General features: G+C 69.7%; 10 protein-coding genes. 8 read left to right on the forward strand and 2 right to left on the reverse strand.

Going from position 1 to position 21179, the window contains the following annotated elements; all coding sequences use genetic code 11:
• Nucleotides 1-3: 3 nt before the first annotated feature.
• Nucleotides 4-12042, reverse strand: coding sequence for an amino acid adenylation domain-containing protein (locus ACUTAG_RS03510; RefSeq protein WP_446649988.1), 12039 nt, complete (start codon nucleotides 12040-12042; stop codon nucleotides 4-6).
• A 91-nt stretch (nucleotides 12043-12133) separates the two neighbouring features.
• Between ACUTAG_RS03510 and ACUTAG_RS03515 the strand changes: the two genes are divergently transcribed.
• From ACUTAG_RS03515 to ACUTAG_RS03540, 6 genes are all read left to right on the forward strand, one after another.
• Nucleotides 12134-12367 (forward strand): hypothetical protein, encoded by a 234-nt coding sequence (locus ACUTAG_RS03515; protein WP_131728065.1) that lies wholly within the window; start codon nucleotides 12134-12136, stop codon nucleotides 12365-12367.
• Nucleotides 12368-12613: 246 nt separating this feature from the next.
• Nucleotides 12614-13795, forward strand: coding sequence for an acetyl-CoA acetyltransferase (locus tag ACUTAG_RS03520; RefSeq protein WP_054445521.1), 1182 nt, complete (start codon nucleotides 12614-12616; stop codon nucleotides 13793-13795).
• A gap of 4 nt (nucleotides 13796-13799) precedes the next feature.
• A complete protein-coding gene (locus ACUTAG_RS03525) occupies nucleotides 13800-15359 on the forward strand; it encodes a class I adenylate-forming enzyme family protein (RefSeq protein WP_024069647.1) in 1560 nt (519 codons plus the stop codon).
• 40 nt (nucleotides 15360-15399) lie between these two features.
• Nucleotides 15400-16494 carry a TRAP transporter substrate-binding protein gene (locus ACUTAG_RS03530; RefSeq protein ID WP_148318282.1) on the forward strand — a complete coding sequence of 365 codons (1095 nt, stop codon included), beginning with the start codon at nucleotides 15400-15402 and terminating at the stop codon, nucleotides 16492-16494.
• Between the two features lie 55 nt (nucleotides 16495-16549).
• On the forward strand, nucleotides 16550-17080 hold the full coding sequence (locus ACUTAG_RS03535) for a TRAP transporter small permease subunit (protein ID WP_148318284.1): 531 nt from the start codon (nucleotides 16550-16552) through the stop codon (nucleotides 17078-17080).
• A 22-nt stretch (nucleotides 17081-17102) separates the two neighbouring features.
• Entirely contained in the window at nucleotides 17103-18419 is a 1317-nt protein-coding gene (locus ACUTAG_RS03540) for a TRAP transporter large permease (protein ID WP_006386117.1), read from the forward strand.
• A gap of 20 nt (nucleotides 18420-18439) precedes the next feature.
• On the opposite strand, the gene ACUTAG_RS03545 is transcribed toward ACUTAG_RS03540, so the two are convergent.
• Nucleotides 18440-19000 carry a LuxR family transcriptional regulator gene (locus ACUTAG_RS03545; RefSeq protein WP_006386116.1) on the reverse strand — a complete coding sequence of 187 codons (561 nt, stop codon included), beginning with the start codon at nucleotides 18998-19000 and terminating at the stop codon, nucleotides 18440-18442.
• A 237-nt stretch (nucleotides 19001-19237) separates the two neighbouring features.
• Between ACUTAG_RS03545 and ACUTAG_RS03550 the strand changes: the two genes are divergently transcribed.
• Both ACUTAG_RS03550 and ACUTAG_RS03555 read left to right on the forward strand, forming a co-directional pair.
• A complete protein-coding gene (locus tag ACUTAG_RS03550; protein ID WP_148318286.1) occupies nucleotides 19238-19897 on the forward strand; it encodes a 4'-phosphopantetheinyl transferase family protein in 660 nt (219 codons plus the stop codon).
• 45 nt (nucleotides 19898-19942) lie between these two features.
• Nucleotides 19943-21124: an acetyl-CoA C-acyltransferase gene (locus ACUTAG_RS03555; protein WP_020928590.1), complete on the forward strand. Its 1182-nt coding sequence runs from the start codon at nucleotides 19943-19945 to the stop codon at nucleotides 21122-21124.
• Nucleotides 21125-21179 lie beyond the last annotated feature (55 nt).

The raw sequence follows: 21179 nt of genomic DNA on the forward strand, positions 1-21179 counted from the left end.
TGCTCAAGCCGGCTGGGATACCGGCGACAACTCCTGCGCTTGCGCGGCGGCCGGCGCGGCGGCCAGGATGCGTTCCACATACGGCCGGACGTGCCGGGCATCGACCGGCGGGCAGGGATAGACCTCGCCGCCGAACACCTGCCGGCCCACCGGGAAGCAGTCGAACATCTGCTCCAGGTCGCTCTGCACGCCCAGGCCGTCCAGCACCGCCGCGATGCGCGCGATGGCGCTCCTGGGGTTGGCCTGCGCATACGCCAGGGCTTCCTCCCGCCACTGCTCGAACGGCAGGCTGCCGACCTGCGCGCCGGCGCCGCGGATGTGCTGCACCAGGCTGTTGAAGCCAGGCGCCTGCGGGTTGGCGAAGTCGTAGTCCTGGCCGATGCGGTCCTGGTCGCGGGTCATGACCCGGGCGATGACCCCCGCCAGGTAGTCCACCGGCAGCACGCCGCCGATGTCCGAACCCAGCAGCGGGAAACTGCCCATGGCGATGCAGCCCGAGATCAGGTTGTGCAGGAAATCGCCGCGATCGAGCCGGAAATGGCCGCTGCTGGCGCTGGCGCCGACGAACGGCAGGCGGTAGATCGAGGCCTTGGCCCCGCGCCAGCGCGCCGCCGCCACCATCTGCTCGGCCATGTACTTGGAGCTGAGGTAGCCGTACTCGCGTTCGTCCTTGGACACCTCGTAGCCCAGGTAGCGCGGCAGCGTGGCGGCGGTCGAGACGAAGTGCACCGCCTTGCCGCGGCCGCGCGAGGCCAGTCGCAGCACCTCGTGCGTGCCCACCACGTTGGGCGCCAGGTAGTTGTCCAGCGGCAGCATCCAGTCGACCAGCGCGCCCGAATGGCAGATGGCATCCACCTGGTTCGCCAACTGGTCGAACTCGTGCTCGGACAGGCCGAACAGCGGCTGGGTCAGGTCGCCGACCACCGGGTTCAGCAGCGCCGCGTACTCCGGCTTCCAGAGATCGTATTTCTGCAGGATCTCCACCTGCCGCGCCATGGCCTTCTCGGCGTCGTCGGCCCGCACCAGGCAGTAGGCGATGATGTTGGCGCGCAGCAGCTCGTGCAACAGGAAGGCGCCGACAAAGCCGGTGGAGCCGGTAACGAACACGGCTTCGGGCTCGGCCTCCATCGCCAGCACGTTGTCGAACTGCAATTCCGGCTCCAGGTAGCCGCGACGCGCCACGCGGTCGTCCAGGCGACGGCCGCCGGCCGCCTCCTTCGCCGCCGCGCCGGCCTCGGCCGGGGCCTCCTGGCTGTCCAGCCCCGCCTCGGTCAGCTTCTCCAGCAGGAACTGGCTCAGCGCCCGCAGGTTGGGATGGTCGAAGGCGATCTTGGCGGGCAGCGCCAGGCCGGTCATGTCCGAGAGCTGGTTGCGCAGCAGCACGGCGGTGAGCGAGTCGATGCCGATATCCTGCAGCGGCAGGCTGACGTCCACGTCCTCCGGCGAGGCGAACTCCAGCGCCTTGGCCACCTCGGCGCGCACCGCCTCCAGCACCGCGGCCTCGCGCTGTTCGACCGCGGTCTCCACCAGCAGCTTGCGCAGGCCGGCGCCGCCGCCCGCGCCACCGCCCGCGCCGCGCCCGCCCGCCGCGCGGCTGAACAGCTCGCGGTACAGGGCCGGCGCGCTGCCGCCGTTGTTGTCCTCCAGCGTGCGCTGCAGGCGGCCCAGGTCGAGCGCGGCGGCCACGGCCATCGGCGCGTCGCTCATCACGGCGGCCTCGAACAGGTCCAGCGCCTCGGTTGGGCCCAGCGCCTCCATGCCCTGGCGGCTGAAGCGCGTCTTGTCGGCGTCGCTCAGGCGCGCGGCCATGCCCTGCCCGTCCCAGGCGCCCCAGGCCACCGAAGTCGCCGCCAGGCCCTTGGCGCGGCGATGGTGCGCCAGCGCGTCCAGGAAGGTGTTGGCGGCGGCGTAGTTGCCCTGGCCTGGCGCGCCGGTCACGCCGGAGATCGACGAGAACAGCACGAAGAAGTCCAGCGGCAGGTCCTGCGTCAGGCGATGCAGGTGCCAGGCGCCGTCGACCTTGGGCGCGAACACGGTGTCGAAGCGTTCCGGCGTCTGGCCGGCGAGCATGCCGTCGTCCAGCACCCCGGCCGCGTGCACCACGCCGCGCAGCGGCCGGTCTTCGCCGAACTCGCCCATGACCCGTTGCAGGCCGTCGGCGTCGGCCGCGTCGCACGCCACCACGGTGGCGCGGGCGCCCAGTTCGGCCAATTCGGCCACGAAAGCCTCGGCATCCGGCGAACGCATGCCGCTGCGCGAGGTCAGCACCAGCTCACGCACCTGGTGGTTCTGCACCAGCCACTTGGACACGTAGCGGCCCAGCCCGCCCAGGCCGCCGGTGACCAGCACCGCGCCGTCCGGATCGACCATGCCGCGGCGCTGCGTCGGCACCAGCACCACCTTGCCCACGTGGCGGGCCTGCGCGATGAAGCGCAGCGCGTCGGAGGCGCTGTCCAGCGGGAAGGTGCGCAGCGGCAGCGGCTTGAGCTTGCCTTCGGCGAACAGCGCGGCGATCGCGCCCAGCATTTCCTGGATGCGCTCGACGCCGGCCTCGGGCAGGTTGTAGACGCGGTAGGTCACGCCCGGATGATTGGCCTCGACCCAGGCCTGGTCGCGCAGGTCGATCTTGCCCATCTCCAGGAAGCGGCCGCCCGGCTTGAGCATGGCGAAGCTGGCATCGATGAACTCGCGCGCCAGCGAGTTGAGCACGATGTCGAAGCCGCGGCCCGGCGCCGTTTCGGCGAAGGTCTGCGCGAAGTCCAGGCTGCGCGAGGTGCCGATGTGGTCATCGGCCAGGCCCAGCTTGCGCAGCGCAGGCCACTTCGGTTCGCTGGCGGTGCCGTAGACCTCGGCGCCATGCAGCAGCGCCAGTTGCACCGCCGCCATGCCGACGCCGCCGGCCGCGGCATGCACCAGCACGCGCTCGCCCGGCTGCATGTTGCCCAGCACGTGCAGGCCGTACCATGCCGTCAGGAAGGTCATGGGGATGGTGGCCGCTTCCTCGAAGCTGAGATTGTCGGGCTTGGCCACCACCTGCCGCGCGTCCACCACGATGGAGGAACCGAAGGCGCCGCGCGCCAGCCCCAGCACCGGGTCGCCCGGCTTGAGGTGCTTGACGGCGCTGCCGACTTCCGTGACCACGCCGGCGAACTCCAGGCCCAGCGCCGGAATCTCGACCATGCCCAGGGCGTTCAGCACGTCCAGGAAGTTCACGCCGGTGGCCTTGACCGCGGCGCGGATCTCGCCCGCCGCGAGCGGCTCGTCCACCAGCGTCTTGACCGACAGCGGCTGATCCAGGCGGCCCTTGGTGGCGATCTCCAGGCGCCAGTTGCCCTCGGCCGGCAACACCAGGCCGGCGTTGGCCGGCGCCTTCTTCAGGCGCGGCGCCAGCACCTTGGCGCCGCGCATCGCGCACTCGGGCTCGTCCGCCAGCGCCAGCGCGGACGCCAGGGTGTCCAGGTCGGCCGCGGTCTCGCCCAGGTCGACGATGCGCAGGGCCAGTTCCGGATGCTCGTTGCGCGCGGTGCGCAGCAGGCCCCACAACGGGCTGGCGCCCAGGTCGGACACCGGATCGTCGCTGCTGGTGCCGACGGCGCCGCGCGTCAGCCAGATGATGGGCTTGGCGAAGCCGGCCAGCGCCAGTTCCTGCACCTGCACCAGCGCGCTGGCGGCCTGGCGGTGCGACGACTCGGCCACCTGGCCATCGCCGCCCCACAGCTGGATCACGCCATCGCAGGCCTCGGCCTCGCTCAATCGGGCGATGTCGACGACCTGCGCGCCGGCCTGCATGAGGCGCGAACGGATCTCATCGGCCCAGGGCGCGTCGGCGCCGCCCAGCAGGCCCCAGGTGCCGCCGAACACGGCCTCGGGCGCCTCGACCGGTTGCCATTCGGTGCGGAACAGGAAGCGGTCGACCCCGGCCGCCGCCAGGCGCCGCAGCGCCGCGCGGTGGATGCGGCGCGCATGCAGGCGCTGCAGCCGGCCCACGTGCTCGCCACTGGTGTCGTACAGGTCCAGCGAGGCCCAGAACTCGCCCTCGCCCAGCTCGAACTCCGCCACCTTGACCCACACTTCGGCCAGGCCGTCTTTCCAGACCGACAGGCGCTCGGCCTCGAACGGCACGAACACGTCATCGCCCACCTGCGCTTTCAGGCGCTGGGTCAGCAGCAGCGAATGCATCGACGAATCCAGCAGCGCGGGATGCAGCCCGTAGCGGATGGCCGACGACGCGGCCGCTTCCGGCAGCGCCACCCGCGCCCAGACGTCGCCGTCGACGTGCCAGGCGGCATTGATGCCCTGGAACGTCGGGCCGTAGCCGTAGCCCAGTTCATGCAGATCCTGGTAGAGCGCGGTCACGTCGATCGGATCGCCATCCGGCGGCGGCAGCTCGACCGAATCCTGGCGTGCGGCCTGGGCCGGCACCAGCTTGCCTTCGGCATGCAGCTGCCATTCGCCGTCCTCGTCCGACTCCGGCGCGCTGTAGACGTGCACGGTGCGGGCGCCGCCCGATTCCGCGCCCACGGTGATCTGCATGCGCAGCGATACGCCGGGCGCCAGCACCATCGGCGCCAGGATGATCACGTCGGCCAGGTCCCACTGGCCCTTGACCTGCCGGCCCGCGGCGCGCATGGCCTCGAAGAACGCCGTGCCCGGCATCAGCACCGCGTCCATCACCTGGTGCTCCTGCACCCAGGCCGGCTCGTCGGCCGCCACCACGGTCGTGAACATCGTCATGTCGGTGCCGGCGATCTGCACGCCGCCGCCCAGCAACTGGTGATTGGCGTCGTTCAGGCCGGCGCCGACCGTGCGCGTGGGCATGGGTTCGAGCCAGTAGCGCTCGCGCTGGAAGGCGTAGGTGGGCAGCTTGACCCGTTCGCCGCCATACGGGGCGAAGAAGCCGCGCCAGTCCACCGGCGCGCCCAGCACGTGCAGCTCGGCCAGGCCTTTCTGCATGGTCTGGGTCTCGTCCTTGGCCGGGTTGAGCGAGGCCACCCAGGTCACCGGGCCGTCATCGGCCAGGCAGGCCGCGCCCATGCCGGACAGCACCGGCTGCGGACCCAGTTCCAGGAAGGCGTTGATGCCCTGCTGGTAGAGCGTGCGCATGCCGGCATTGAAGCGCACCGCCTGGCGCGCCTGCTGCACCCAGTATTCAGGCTGGGTCATCTCGCCGCGCCTGGCCAGCTCGCCGGTCAGGCTGCTGACCAGGGCCAGCTTCGGCGTGGCGTAGTCGAGCGACTGCGCCACCTGGCGGAAGGCGCCCAGCATCGGCTCCAGCAGATGCGAGTGGAACGCGTGCGAGACCTCCAGCCGCTTGGCCTTGCGCTGTTGCTGCTTGAAGTGCGCCACCACCTTTTCGATGCTGTCGATGTCGCCGGACACCACCGTCTGCTGCGGCGCGTTCAGGCCGGCCAGCGAGACACGGGCGGCCAGGCCGAGCGCGGCCAGCGCCTTCTCGACCTCGTCGGCGCTGGCTTCCAGCGAGGCCATGCCGCCGCCGGCGGGCAGCGCCTGCATCAGGCGGCCGCGCGCGGCCACCAGACGGCAGGCGTCGTCCAGGTCGAACACCCCTGCCGCATGGGCTGCGGCGATCTCGCCGATACTGTGGCCCAGCAGCAGCTCGGGCTGCACGCCCCAGCTTTGCCACACCCGCCACAACGCCACTTCCAGCGCGAACAGGGCTGGCTGGGTGAAGTCGGTGCGGTTGAGCAAGGCGGCCTCGTCGCTGCCGGCCTCGGCGAACATCACCTCCAGCAGCGGTTTTTCCAGCGTGGTGAAACGCTGCGCGATCTCGTCCAGCGCCTGGCGGAAGACCGGGTTGGACTGGTACAGGCCGTGACCCATGCGCGGCAGCTGGCTGCCCTGGCCGGTGAACAGCAGGGCCAGGCGGCATTCGCGGTCGCGGTCATCGACCATGCTGACCGCGCCCGCCGGCACCTCGCCGGTGCGGCCGTACGAGGCCAGCGCGTCCAGCAGGTCGGACTTGCCCTTGGCGAACACCACCAGGCGCTTGCGGAAGTGCGTGCGGGTGGTGGCCAGCGAATAGGCCACGTCCAGGAAGCGGTCCTGGATGTTCATGCCCATGTGCAGGTGCAGCTTGTCGGCCTGGGCCCGCAGCGCGGGCACGGTGAAGGCCGACAGCACGAACGGCAGCGACTCGGGCGTGGCCGCAGGCTTGGCGGCGCGGGCCGGCGCGGCGGCCTTGGGCGGCTCTTCCACGATGACATGGGCATTGGTGCCGCCGATGCCGAACGAGCTGACGCCGGCGCGGCGCGGGCGTTCGCCCGCCGGCCACGGCTGCTCCTGCTGCACCAGCGCCATCTGCGCCGCGGCCCAGTCCACCGCCGGGGTCGGCTCGACCACGTGCAGCGTGATGGGCAGCTTGTCATGATGCATGGCCAGCACCGCCTTCATGACGCCCGCCAGGCCGGCCGCCGCCTGCGTGTGACCCAGGTTGGACTTGACCGAGCCGACCCACAACGGCCGCTCGGGCGTATGGCTGCCGCCGAACACCGCCGCCAGGCCATTGCCCTCGATCGGGTCGCCGAGCTTGGTGCCGGTGCCATGCGCTTCCAGGTAATCGATGTCGGAAGGCTGCAATCCGGACATGGCCAGTGCCTGGCGGATCACGCGCTGCTGCGCCGGGCCGCTGGGCGTGGTCAGGCTGGCGCTATGGCCGGCGTGGTTGACCGCGGTGCCGCGCAGGACGGCCAGGATCGGATCGCCGTCGCGCTGCGCGTCCGACAGGCGCTTGAGCACCACCACGGCGGCGCCTTCGCTCCAGCCGGTGCCGTCGGTGCTGGACGAGAACGACTTGCAGCGGCCGTCCGGCGACATGCCGCGCAGGCGGCTGAATTCCACGTGCAGGTCGGGCGACAGCATCAGCGTGACGCCGGCCGCCACCGCCAGGTCGCACTCGCCCTGGCGCAGGGCATTGCAGGCCAGGTGCGTGGTGACCAGCGACGACGAGCAGGCGGTGTCCACCGTCATGCTCGGCCCTTCCAGGCCCAGCACATACGAGACCCGGCCGGACATGGTGCTGCCGGCCGAGCCGGTGCCGACGTAGCCGTCCAGGTCGGCCAGGCCGCCGGCCAGCGCCAGGCCGTACTCGTGGTAGCCCTTGCCGATGCCGACGAACACGCCGGTCTGGCTGCCGCGCAACTGGTCCATCGAATAGCCGGCCAGCTCGATCGCCTCGGAGGTGACTTCGAGCATCATGCGTTGGGCGGGGTCGAGCGCCCGCGCCTCGCGCGGCGAGATGCCGAAGAACGGCGCGTCGAACAGGTCGATCGGCGTCACGAAGCCGCCGCGCATGCAGTACGACTTGCCGCGCGCGTCCGGGTCGGCGTCGTAGATGGCGGCCGCGTCCCAGCGTTCCCTGGGCACTTCGACGATGCCGTCGCCGCCGCGCTCGAGCAGGTTCCACAGGTCTTCGGGACTGTTGACGTTGCCCGGCAGGCGGCAGGCCATCGAGACGATGGCGATGGGTTCGTCGGCCAGCGCATTGCGGCGCTTGGGCGTGTTGAGCGCGGCCTTCTTGTTGCCGGCCAGATGCGCGGCCAGGTCCTTGATGGTGAAATGCTCGTACAGCGTCGAGGTCGACACGTTGCGGCCCAGCAGCTTCTGCAGCTCGGCCTGCACCCGCACCACCCGCAGCGAATTGCCGCCGATCTTGAAGAAGCTGTCGTGGATGCCGATGCGGTCATGGCCCAGCACTTCGGCCCAGACCGCCTGCAACTGCTGTTCCAGCTCATTGGTGGGCTGCACCGCCGGCTCCAGCATCACCTCGGTGGGTTCGGGCAGCGCCTTGCGGTCGATCTTGCCGTTCGGCGTCAGCGGGAACTCGTCCAGTTCGACGAAGAAGTCCGGAATCATGTAGCCCGGCAGGCGCGCTTCCAGCCAGGGCCGCAGCACGCGTTGCAGCGCGGGGCGCGGCGGCGCGCCGGCCGCGGGCTGGTTGGCCCATTGCGCCAGCGCATCGCGGTCGAGCGCCTGGGGCGCCTGCCAGCCCAGGTCGGGCTGTTCGCCGGCCTGCCAGAACACCGCGTCGAATGCCCAGATGTCGCGCGCGCGGCTCGGCAGCATGGCCATGCGATAGCCGGCCGCCTCGGCCGCCTGCGCCAGGTCGCGCGGGTCGACCCACTGGCCCGGGCCGGTAGTGGCCTGCGCCTGTAGCACATGGCTCACGCGTTGGTGCACGTCGGCCAGGCGGCCGTTGGGAATATTGGCGATGGCCAGCGGCTTGCCGCCCTTGCCCAGGCGCCGCGCCAGCTCCGGCAGGTCGAATCCATCTCGGCCCCAATCGAGCGCCGTCATGGCCCGCGGCCTGGCGCGGCCGGAAGCCGGCGCGCCGACGTGCAGGATCACGTCGAAGCGAAAGCGCGACATCTCGTTGACGTAGGCGCCGTCGCGCAGCAGGATTTCAACGCGCGAGATCTGCGGGTACAGCGCCGGCAGGTTGGCGAAGAACTCGGGCGCCAGCACCAGCTCGCGTTCCGAGCGCAGGCCGCGCTGCGCGCGCCGCCGCAGCTCGTCGGGAGACAGGCTGCACAGGCCCTGGAAGTTGGCCACGTCGGCATGGAATGCCTCGAGCAGCGCCAGGTCGCGCACGTCACCGACGAAGATGCGGCCCTCGGTCACGGCCTGGGTGGCCCAGTCCAGCACCGACAGCAGATAGCCGGCGCTGGGGAAGTACTGCGCCACCGAGTTGATGACCACGGTGTCGAAGCTGCCCGGCTCCACCTCCGGCAAATCGTTGGCCAGGCGGTGTTCGCACGAGGCCTGCGGCAGGCCGCCCAGGTGGCGGTTGATCTGTTCCACCGCCTGGCTGGAGGCGTCGATGGCCCGGTACTGGGCGACCTTGGGCGCGACGCCGAACAGCACCAGGCCGGTTCCCGAACCGATCTCGAAGACGCGCTCGGGGCTGGTGGCCAGGATGCGGTCGACAGTGCGTTGCTGCCAGTCGCGCATTTCGTCGGCGGCGAACGGCAGGCCGTCGTAGCTGTTGTGCCAGCCGGCGGTGTTGAAGGTGGGATCGGCCGCGCCGGGCTCGTAGGCCCGGTCCCAGACATCGCGCCATTCGGTCACGGCGGTGGTCTCGGCGCGGCGGTCCTGCGCGGCGCTGGCCGGCGAGCTGTTGCGCAGGCAGTAGGCGACCAGCTGGTCGTTGCGGCCCACCACCACGGCGCGGCCGATGTCTTCGTGGCTGGCCACGGCGGCCTCGACCTCGCCCAGTTCGATGCGGAAGCCCCGCAGCTTGATCTGGCCGTCGTTGCGGCCCAGCACCACCAGCTTGCCCGGCTCCTTGAAGCAGGCCAGGTCGCCGGTGCGGTACAGGGCGCCGGGCGCGAACGGGTTGGCGCCGAACTGCGCCGCCGTCTGCGCCGGGTCCTTGTGATAGCCGCGCGCCACGCCGGCGCCGCCGATGCACAGCTCGCCGGCAAAGCCGGCCGGCACCGGCGCCAGGTTGGCGTCCAGCACGTACAGCTGGGTGTTGGCGATGGGCTGGCCGATGACGATGTCCTCGCCCGGACGAACCTGCCAGACGCTGGACCACACGGTGGTCTCGGTCGGGCCATACATGTTCCACACCGACTCGGCGCGCGCCAGCAGCTCGTCGGCCAGCGCGCGCGGCAGCGCTTCGCCGCCGCACAGCAGGCGCTTGAGCGCCACGGCGCGCGGCCAGCCCGATTGCAGCAACAGCTGCCAGGTGGTGGGCGTGGCCTGCATCATGGTGACGGCGTGGCGGCGCATCAGGTCCAGCAGCGTCTGGCCGTCCAGGCTTTCCTGCTGGCGCGCGATCACCACGCTGGCGCCGCTGATCAGCGGCAGGAACAGTTCCAGCGCCGCGATGTCGAAGGAAATCGTGGTCACCGCGAGCAGGCTGTCGCCGGCGTCGCAGCCGGGCGCGGCGCGCATCGACAGCAGGAAGTTGCCCAACGCGCCGTGGGTGACTTCCACGCCCTTGGGCTTGCCGGTGGACCCCGAGGTGAAGATGACGTAGGCCAGGTCGTCGGCCTGCGCCGAGGACGGCGCATTGGCGCTGTCGTCGCCGGCCTGGGCCAGGGCCGCGCCCAGATCCAGGCAGCGCTCGGCCCAGGCGCTCAGGCTGGCGTCGCGCGCCGCCGGCGGCGCGATCAGCAGCGCCGGCTGGGCGGCCTCCAGCATCTGGCGGATGCGCTCGGCCGGGAACGCCATGTCGACCGGCACATAGGCGGCGCCGGTCTTGAGCACGGCCAGCAGCGCCACGACCATGTCGATGGAACGGTCCAGGCATACGCCCACCAGCTGGCCGCGGCCAATGCCCTTGCCGCGCAGCACGCCGGCCACGCGGTTGGCGGCGGCGTTCAGTTCGCCATACGACATGGACTGGTCGGCGCAGCGCAGCGCCACCCTGCCCTCGTGCTGGACCGCGGCGTGCTCGAACAGTTCGTGCACCACCGCGCCGAGCGTGGCGGTATCGCCGGTGGCGTTGAACTGCTCCACCAGCGATTGCCGCTCGCTCGCCGACAAGGCCTCGACCTCGCCCAGCTTGCGGTCGGTCGAGGCCGGCAGGCGGCGGCACCAGTCCGCCACCTGCGCGGCCAGCTGCGCCGCGGCGCGGCGCGTGATCTTGCGCGGATTGAAATGCAGTTCGAAGGCTTCACTGCCAGCCAGCAGCACGAACTCCAGCGCCGGACGATCCTCGTCCGCCGCGTAGGCCGCGGGCACCTGGCTGGACACGAGCACGTCCGGCGTCAGTTCACCGCGCGCATGGCGGGCGGCCAGCGCCGCGTCGCGGCCGATCAGGTCGCGCCGGATCAGGCCATGCTCGCGCGCCTGGCCCAACGCCCCGGCCACGGCGTCCAGGTTGCGCGACACCGGCGCCGCCGGGTCCATGTGCGCCAGCACCGGCGCCCAGGCGCAGAACACATCGCGGCACTCCGGGTCCACGTCGGTGCGCGGCAGCGCCACCGCCAGGTGGACGTCGGCCGCGCCCGAGGCGCGCGCCAGGAAGGTGCACAGGCCGCCCGCGGCCTGCTCGATGAAGGCCTGCTCGCGCCCGGCGCCCTGCGGCGCGGCGGGCAGCTTGCCCACGATAGGCGCCGTGTTGGTCTCGGGGGCGGTCGGCCGCGCATACGGCAGGCGGTACGGTTGCCAGGCGGCCCACTGGCCGCGCCAGAAGGCGGCGGAACCCGACGCGGCGGTGCCGGCGGCCGTGACCTGGGCGCGCACCTGCTCGCTGGCCGAGGCCAGGCGCGCGCCCGCCCGCAGGCTGCCGGCGCTGGCCAGGTCGGCGATGGCGACGTCCTCGCCCTCGAGCGTGCACAGCGCTTCCAGGCGCAGCGCGCGATTGCCGGTGGCGATGCTGGCGCCGAAGGCATCCACCGCCACCACATCGCCCGGCGCCGCGCCCGCGGCGCGCGCCTCGACGCTGACCTTGCGCACGGCCAGCACACGGCCATCGATCAAGGCCTTGGGCCACACCAGCGGGCTGCTGAAGGGGCCGTGGTCGGTGGCGCGCACCATGGCGGCGATCTGCTCGGCGTCCTGGTGCCAGTCGATCAGGCCTTCGGCCGAGAATTGCGAATGGCGCGAGAAATAGCGGCGCCGCGACAGGTCCTGCGGCGTCTCGCGCTCGCGGCCGGCGGCCAGGTCGTCGACCAGCGCGCCGAAACTCTGGATGGCGGTCTCGTCGCACTTCAGGCCCAGCGACAGGGCCGTGTCGGTCGATTCGATCGGCACCGCGACGCGCTTGAGAATGCCGCCGCCGTCGATGATCTCGCCGATGCGGTGCCAGGTGATGGCGTAGTCGATGGCGCGGTCGTACACCGCCCAGGCCGGCACGTGCAGGCCCGAGTATTCCGGCAACGGGCCATAGTGGTAGTTGATGCTCATGCGCCGCACGCGCTCGAGCAGCGCATCGGGGATCACCGAGTAGTTGCCGATACTGAAGAGGATGTCGGCCGACAGCCGGGATTCCGGCTTGACCGCGTCGTCCAGCGCGTACTGCGGGATGCCGGCCTTGGCGGCCCACGCGCGCACGGTCAAATCGGTGGAAATCACTGCCTGTATGCGGTGTCCCTTTGCCATCAGCAGTTCGCCGCAACGAACCAGGACACTGCCGTCTCCAACCAAAAGCGATACGAAACTCGTCATGATCTGTTCTTCCTATGAAAGACATTCTGACCCTGGCGGCAGCACGTTTTTTTCTAATGCGTTGCCTGCCGCCCGCATGCTCGCGTCGACGAATTCTTATACAGATGATTTGAAAATTCCAGACGCGTCACTGCCTCCAAACACGTACGTACACCCCCATTTCTTCGAGCAAAAAAACACGTCCCGGCCGTTCGCGCCTGGCGCGGTCAAACGCCATTTGGAACACATGTGAACATGCTCGCAAGCGCCTGAATCCGCGCCTCTACGCCGTATTTCGAGCGTCATATCGCCACTCCACGACGGCGCGATTTCGCGCATCGATGCGCGGCCCGTCCGGTACGTACGGGTCGACATGCGCATCCCCCCACTACGTATTCGCGTACGTGGATGCACGTATAGAGATACGTATTGGCGCAGTCCTACACTTGATCGCACAAGCACACCACCGCCGCACATCACCGTGCATGGGGAGAGGGACATGTTCGATCATTCGGGCGTTTCGATCGTGGGCAGCGGCCATACGCCGTTCGGCAAATTGGACGCTCTGAATCTTGAGCAACTCATCGTGATGGCGGCCAACGAGGCGATCGAGGACGCCGGCATCGACCCCGCCGAGATCGACGCGATCTACCTGGGGCATTTCAACGCGGGGCTGGTTCCCGATGCCTTCCCCGCCTCGCTGGTGCACCAGGCGCATCCGGCCTTGCGCTTCAAGCCCGCCACGCGCTGCGAGAACGCCTGTGCCTCGGGCTCGGCCGCGATCCACGCCGGCCTGCGCGCGATCCAGTCGGGCGCGGCCGGCACCGTGCTGGTGATCGGCGTCGAGAAGATGACCTCGCGCAGCACGCCCGAGGTGACCGAGGCGCTGGCCTGCGCCGGCTACAAGAACGATCCGCGCGAAAGCGCCATGAGCTTTCCGCAGCAGTTCGCGCGCCTGGCCGAGAAATACGCCGAGCGCTACGAGGACCCGCTGCCGGTCATGGCCGCCATCGCCGCCAAGAACCACGCCAATGCGCTGCGCAATCCGCTGGCGCAGCTGCGGCGCGAGCTGGACGCCGACTTCTGCAACACGATCTCGGAACGCAATCCCATGATCGCGGCGCCGCTGCGCATGACCGACTGTTCGCCCATCAGCGACGGCGCCGCCGCCGTCATCCTGACCTGCGAGCGGCGCGCGCCGCGCTATGCGCGCCAGGTGCGCTTTCGCGCCGCCACCCAAGTCAACGACATGCTGCCGCTGGAGGGCCGCGACCTGCTGGCGTTCGAGGGTCCGCACCGCGCCATGCAGCGCGCCTACTCGGATGCCGGCATCCAGCTGCAGGATCTGGATTTCGCCGAGGTGCACGACTGCTTCACCATCGCCGAACTGCTGATCTACGAGGCCATGGGCCTGGCCGCGCCCGGCGAAGGGCATCGCGTGCTCAGCGAGGGCACGGTGCGCCGCGACGGCGATCTGCCGGTCAACCTGTCGGGCGGACTCAAGGCCAAGGGCCATCCGGTCGGCGCCACCGGCGTGTCGATGCACGCGCTGGCCTACCGCCAGCTGACCGGCCGCGCCGGCGACATGCAGCGCCCCGGCGCCGAGCTCGGGCTGGTTTTCAACATGGGCGGCATGGCCGTGGCGAACTACGCGTCGGTGCTCGAGGCGGTGCGGGCGTAATGGCATGAATATCGCGAACTGGTTGCAGGCGGCCGCGCTGGAGCACGGAGGCCGGCCGGCCCTGCATACGGGCCTGCGCCTGCATGCGAACTACCGTGACTTCGCCCGCCGCGCCGCGGCGTTGGCCGATTGGCTGCAACGCGACCATGGCCTGGCCCCGGGCGATCGCGTCGCGCTGTTCGCGCGCAACCGCGTCGAATACCTGGAGCTGCTGTACGCGGCCTGGTGGCTGGGCGCGGTGGCGGTGCCGATCAACCCCAAGCTGCATCCCAAGGAAGTCGGCTGGATCGCCGCCAATGCCGACGCCAGCGTGATCTTCACCGACCGGCTCGACGATCTGCCGGCGGGCTGCCTGCCGGATGGCTGCCGCCACCTGGAGATCGACGGCGCCGACTACGCCCGGGCCTGTGCCGGGACCGGCCCCTGGGCGCCCCCGGCGCCGCTGGCCGCGGATGCGCTGGCCTGGCTGTTCTATACCTCCGGCACCACCGGCCGGCCCAAGGGCGTGATGCTGAGCCACCGCAATCTGGTGGCCATGGGCCTGTGCTATGCGGTGGACGTGGAAACCGTGGAGCCCGGCGACGGCATGCTGTACGCCGCGCCCATGTCGCACGGCGCCGGGCTGTACCACGTGCTCTACGTTCGCAAGGCCGCGCGCCACGTCGTGCCCGAATCGCGCGGCTTCGAGCCGGCCGAGATCCTGGCGCTGGCCGAGCAGACCGGCCCGCTGTCGTTCTTCGCCGCGCCCACCATGATCAAGCGCCTGGTCGAGCAGGCGCGCGCCGGCGGCCGCGACGGCCGCGGCATCAAGACCATCATCTACGGCGGCGCGCCGATGTACCTGGCCGACCTGGAAGAAGCCCTGGCGGTGCTGGGCCAGCGCTTCGTGCAGATCTACGGCCAGGGCGAAAGCCCGATGACCATCACCGCGCTGTCGCGCGAGGTGATTGCCGATGCCGCCCACCCCGAGCGCGCCGCGCGGCTGGCTTCGGTCGGCACCGCGCAGAGCTGCATGGAGCTGCGCGTGGTCGACGCCGCGCTGCGGGCCGTGCCGTCCTGCACCGAGGGCGAGGTGCTGGTGCGCGGCAACGCCGTGATGCAGGGCTACTGGCGCAACGATCCCGCCACCGCTGAAACGCTGGTGGACGGCTGGCTGCGCACGGGCGACATCGGCCGGCTCGACCATTCGGGTTTCCTGACGCTGACCGACCGCAGCAAGGACGTGATCATCTCCGGCGGCTCCAACATCTATCCGCGCGAAGTCGAGGAAACGCTGGCGCGCCATCCCGGCGTGCGCGAGGTGGCGGTGGTCGGCGCGCCCAGCGCGCAATGGGGCGAAGAGGTGGTGGCCTTCGTGGTGTCGCGCCCCGGCGCGACCCTGGCGCCCGAGGAACTGGACGCCTGGTGCCGCGGCGAAATCGCCTCGTTCAAGAAGCCCAAGCGCTACGTATTCCATGAAGAGCTGCCCAAGAACAGCTACGGCAAGATTCTCAAGACCGCATTGCGCGAAGCCTTGCGCAGCGCGGAACCAGGCGGCCAGGGAGATGCCAGCCCAGGCCGATGAACCGGCGCATCAGAAGCCGGAATCCCCCAAGGAGGAGAGCATGAGAAGACGCGATTTCATCAAGGCCGCCAGCCTGCTGGCCAGCGCATCGGCCCCGGCCATCTGGACCGGCCGCGCGGCCGCCGCGGCCAAGCCGGTCACCCTGAAGTTCGACAGCTACATCAGCGAGACGTCGGGCCCCTCGCGGCTGGACGAGTGGTACCTGAAGCAGCTGGAGACCCGCAGCAACGGCGCGGTCAAGGTGCGACGCTACTGGGCGCAGTCGCTCAACAAGGTCGGCGAGCACCTGTCCGCCGTGCGTGACGGCACCTCGGAAATGTCGCTTATCTCGCCGGGCTACTACCAGGCCCAGCTGCCGGTCACGCGCGGGCTGGACTGGTACTACCGCATGCACCGCTCGGACGCGCTGCAATGGCTGTGCCGCGACGTCTACGCCGAGTACCAGCCGCTACGCGACGAATGGGAGCGGCGCTACAACAGCAAGGTGCTGTACTGGACCAACTGGTACTACGCGCCGCTGGTGACGCGCCAGCCGATCAACTCGATCGCGGACATCCGCGGCAAGCGCATCCGCGGCTACGGCGCCGCCAACGAGGTCATCGAGCGCCTGGGCGGCACCGCCGTGCCGATGGCCGCGCCCGAGGTCTACACCGCGCTGGAGCGCGGCGTGCTGGACGGCGTCTACGGCTTTGACTTCATCACCGCCGTGGCCTACAAGCTGCACGAGATCGCGCCCTACTTCACCGATATCGGCGACGGCCCGCACGGCCCGGCCGCGACCATCATCAACGCCCGCGTGTGGAACAACTTCCCCGATCCGGTCAAGCAGGTCAGTGACCAGATCGTCAGCGAAATCTACGGCGGCGAATACGCGCGCATCTACGAGGCGGCCGCGCGCCAGTACGTCAAGACCGCCAAGGCCGAGGGCGCCAAGTTCTCGTCGCTGTCGCAGGCCGAGAAGGACCGGGCGCGCACCCTGGTGCAGCCGGCGCAGACCGAGGGCTGGGTCGAGCGGGTGGCCAAGCCCGCCGGCCTGGACGGCCTGGCGATGCAGGCCCTGGTCAACCAGGCCATCGCCAAGTACGACGCGCAGGGCAGCTTGAAACGCTTCGACGAACTGGCCGCCGAGGCCTGACGCCGTTTCCTTCCCCGCGGCCCGGCGCGCGCCGGGCCGCCACAGGCAGAGACCCATGGACTATTCCTCCCGACTGGGCGTGGCGCTGCGCGCTGTCTCCAACGTGCTCGGCGCCATCGCCACGCTGTTCCTGCTGTTCCTGATGTTCGGCATCACGCTCGACGCCATCGTGCGGGCCATCTACGGCCATTCCATTCCCGGCCTGTTCGAGATGTCCGAACTGAGCCTGGTCGTGATCGTCTTCTTCGGCCTGGGCTGGACCCAGATGGACGACGCCCATATCCGCGTCACGCTGCTGCACAAGAAGGTGCCGCCGCGCGTGGCGCAATGGATGGACGCGCTGGCATGGCTGGCCGCCGCCGCGGTGCTGGCGATGCTGGCCTATCCCGCCACCGGCGAGGCGCTGGAATCGATCGAGATCCGCGAGTTCCGCTGGGGCTACGTGGAAGTGCCGATCTGGTGGACCAAGGCCATCGTCGCCCTCGGCCTGTGGTTCGGCGCGCTGCAGATGCTGGCCCAGGCTGGCTGCAGCCTGTGCCGCGCCGAACCCGCTGCCCGCGCCACCCCGGCGCTGGCCTCGCATTGACCCTCTCGCGGGAATTTCCTCCATGGACGACGTCACCATAACCCTGGTCGCCACCGGCCTGATCTTCGTATTCCTGCTGCTGGGCGCGCCGGTCTTCGCCGCGCTGGCGCTGGCCGGCATCACCGGCCTGGTCCTGGTCGAGGACAGCGCTTTCGTGCTGAACCGTCTCAAGTCGTATTCCTATGCGCAGTCGGCCTCGTACCTGCTGACCGTGATCCCGCTCTTCATCCTGATGGGCGCCTTCGCCCATCACGCGGGCGTGGGCCGCAGGCTGTTCGACATGGCGCGCAAGTGGGTCGGCCACATGCCCGGCGGACTGGCCATCGCCAGCGTGCTGACCTGCGCCGGCTTCGCCGCCACGTCGGGCTCCAGCGTGGCCACGGCTGCCACCGTGGGCGCGGTCGCCATCCCCGAGATGAAGCGCGCCGGCTACGACGCGCGCCTGTCGGCGGGCGCGGTGGCGGCCGGCGGTGTACTGGGCGTGCTGATCCCGCCCAGCGTGCTGCTGATCTTCTATGCCGCCCTGACCGAGGTCTCGGCCGGCAAGATGCTGGTGGCCGGGGTGCTGCCCGGACTGCTGTCGACGCTGGTGTTCATCCTGGGCATCCGCGTCATCAGCGCTTCGCCGCAGATGGCCGCGACGGTGCTGCCCAAGAGCCCGTGGCGCGAACGCGTGCTGTCGATCCGCAACGGCTGGCAGGTGCTGGTGCTGTTCCTGATCGTGCTGGGCGGCATCTACCTGGGTTTCGTGACGGCGACCGAGGCCGCCGCGGTCGGCGCGTTCGCCGCGTTCGTGATGCTGCTGTGCGCCCGGCAGGCGCGCGGCGAACTGGGCGGCAAGCTGGTCGAAAGCCTGCGCAACGCCGTCACCACCACCGTGATGATCCTGTTCACCATGCTGGGCGCGGGCCTTTTCAGCCTGTTCCTGAGCCTGGTGCAGATCCCGCAGCAGATCGCCGAGGTGATCGTGTCCTCGGACATCCCGCCACTGCTGGTGGTGGGGCTGATGCTGCTGGCCTACTTCCCGCTGGGCATGTTCCTGGATGCCTTCTCGATGCTGGTGATCACGCTGCCGATCATGTTCCCCACGGTGGTGTCGCTGGGCTTTGACCCGATCTGGTTCGGCATCCTGGCCGTGAAGATGTGCGAGATCGGCCTGATCACGCCTCCGGTCGGGCTGAATGTGTTCGTCATCGCGGGCATAGACCGCCAGACGCCGTTGACGCGGATCTTCCACGGCGCCTGGTGGTTCGTCATCATGGAGGTGGTGACCACGCTGATCCTGTTCTTTTTCCCTGTCATCGTCACGATCCTGCCTGAGATGATGCTCGGAAAATGAAGCGGTACGCGCGGCCCCGCTCAGGCCATGTTGTCGACCAGGATGATCTTGGACACCAGTTCGGCGGTGTTCTTCGCGTCCAGCTTGCGCATGATGCGGGCGCGATGCACCTCCACCGTGCGATAGGAGATGTCCAGCCGCATGGCGATCTCCTTACAGCTCAGGCCGTTGGCGACGTAAGCGGATATTTCGCGTTCGCGCCGCGTCAGGTTGGCCGTGCGCAGGCAGTTTTCGGCGATGCGCTCGAAGCTCCAGATCATCAGGTCGAAAGGGTCTTCCGGGGTCAGGGTGATGCCGCGCGCGCGCGCCCAGAACACCTCGCGGCTGCGGTGCTGCATGAAGCGCTCGTCTTCGTAGTAGCAATTGCTTTCCAGGTGTTTGAGGCAGCGCTGGCCGATCTGGTGAAAATCGGAAAGCGAGGGGTAAAGCTGGAGTATCGATTTGCCCACCAGTTCCCTGCGCGTGTAGCCGAACAGATTTGCGAAGGAGTGATTGCATTCCGAGATCTTGCGCGCGCTGCAGATGACCTGCGGCGCGGGAGATTCCTTGAAGGCGAGCAATGTCAGGTGAAAGTCACTCATATTGTCTCCCCGGATAGCGTGCCGGTCTTGCCGTTGCGCGGCGGAATCCACCGCGCTTTTCTGGCGGCCCGCATCTTGTCCGTGCGGGCTTCGAGGCGCCAGTGTATAAGAAGCTTCCGGCACCTGGAATGGGCTTTTTCCAGCGGTTTCAGGCGGGTTTTTCCACCCCGTTTCATTCCTTTTCATGCACCTGCGCGCCACCTCTTTTTTCGCGCCGCTTGTCCGCGGCGGCCGGCCATGACCGGCGACTCGACCGAGGCCCTGCCCTCGCTGCCGTTGAGCGCCCGCCTGGCGCAGCGGCTGGAATGGATCACGCCCGGCGCCAGCGCCGCCGGCGGCCTGCCGCCGGCACAGCGCCGCCAGGCGGAGTTCCAGGCCGGCCGGCGGCTGGCGGCGGCGCTACTGGCGGCGCTGCGCGCGCCCGCCACCGATGTCGGCGTGGCCGCGGACCGCTCACCCATCTGGCCCGCGGGCTACGTCGGCTCCATCAGCCACAGCCGCCGGCTGGTAGGCGTGGCGGTGGCGCGTCACAGCGACGTGCGCGCGGTCGGCATCGACATCGAAGCGATTGCCGACCCCTCCTCCGTGGAGGCGATCGAATCGCTCTGCATGCGGCCCGAGGAACGCGCGTTCGATGCCGGCGCGCTGACCCGCGCCGAGTTCGCCACGCTGCTGTTCTCGGCCAAGGAGGCGTTCTACAAATGCATGCAGCCGCTCACGCGGGTGGCGTTCGATTTCGCCGACGTTTCCGTCACCCGGATCGATCCGGCGCGGCAGTGCCTGGAACTGCGCCTGCTGCGCGCCGCGACGCCGGAATTCGGGCCGGGTCGCCTGTTTGAATGCGGCTATCGCAGTGCACAAGGCCACGTCTATACTGCCTTGGAAATTGGCCATTGAAGCATCTCCCCCCTTACGTTGTTCCCATCGACAAGGAGCGTTCAAATGTCTGATCCCATCGTTATCGTGAGTGCCGCGCGCACCCCGCTGGCCGCCTTCCAGGGCGAATTTTCCACCCTCTCCGCCAACGAGCTGGGCGCCGTCGCCATCGGCGCCGCGCTCGAGCGCGCCGGACTCAAGCCCGACCAGGTCGACGCGGTGCTGATGGGCAATGTGCTGCAGGCCGGCCAGGGCCAGGCGCCGGCGCGGCAGGCCTCGATCAAGGCGGGCATCCCGTCGTCGGTGGGCGCCATCACGGTGTCCAAGGTGTGCGGTTCGGGCATGCAGGCCGCGATGCTGGCGCACGACGGCATCATCGCCGACACCTATGGCGTGGTGGTGGCCGGCGGCATGGAATCCATGACCAACGCGCCCTACCTGCTGACCAAGGCGCGCGGCGGCTATCGCGCCGGCCACGCCACCATGTACGACCACATGATGCTCGACGGCCTGGAAGACGCCTACCAGGTGGGCCGCGCCATGGGCACGTTCGGCGAGGACTGCGCCGCCAAATACGGCTTCACCCGCGAAGAACAGGACACCTTCGCGGTGGAATCGGTCTCGCGGGCGCAGAAGGCCGCGCGCGACGGCGTGCTGAAATGGGAAACCGTGCCCGTCACCATCAAGTCCAAGAAGGGCGACACGGTGATCGAGCTGGACGAGCGTCCGCAGAAGCTCAACGTCGAGAAGATCCCGACCCTCAAGCCCGCCTTCGCCGCCAACGGCACCATCACCGCCGCGTCCTCGTCGGGCAACGCCGACGGCGCCGCCGCGCTGGTGCTGATGCGCGAATCCACCGCCAGCAAGCTCGGCTGCAAGCCGATCGCCCGCATCGTCGGCCACGCCAGCTTCGCGCAGGAACCCGAATGGTTCACCACCGCGCCCGTGGGCGCGATCAAGAAGCTCTATGACAAGACCGGCTGGAAGACCGCCGACGTGGACCTGTTCGAGATCAACGAGGCCTTCGCCGCGGTGACCATGGCGGCCATGAAGGAACACGACATCCCGCGCGACAAGGTCAACATCCACGGCGGCGCCTGCGCGGTCGGCCATCCCATCGGCGCGTCGGGCGCGCGCATCATGGTGTCGCTGTTGGGCGCATTGAAGGCAACGCAGGGCAAGCGCGGCGTCGCCACGTTGTGCATCGGCGGCGGCGAGGCCACCGCGATCGCGCTGGAAATGGTCTAAAAAAGGGTCACGCCCTCGTTTTAAGACGTCACAGAACTGCGCGTAAACGTTTCCG

The organism is Achromobacter sp. CSND-B12 (genome assembly GCF_052906545.1).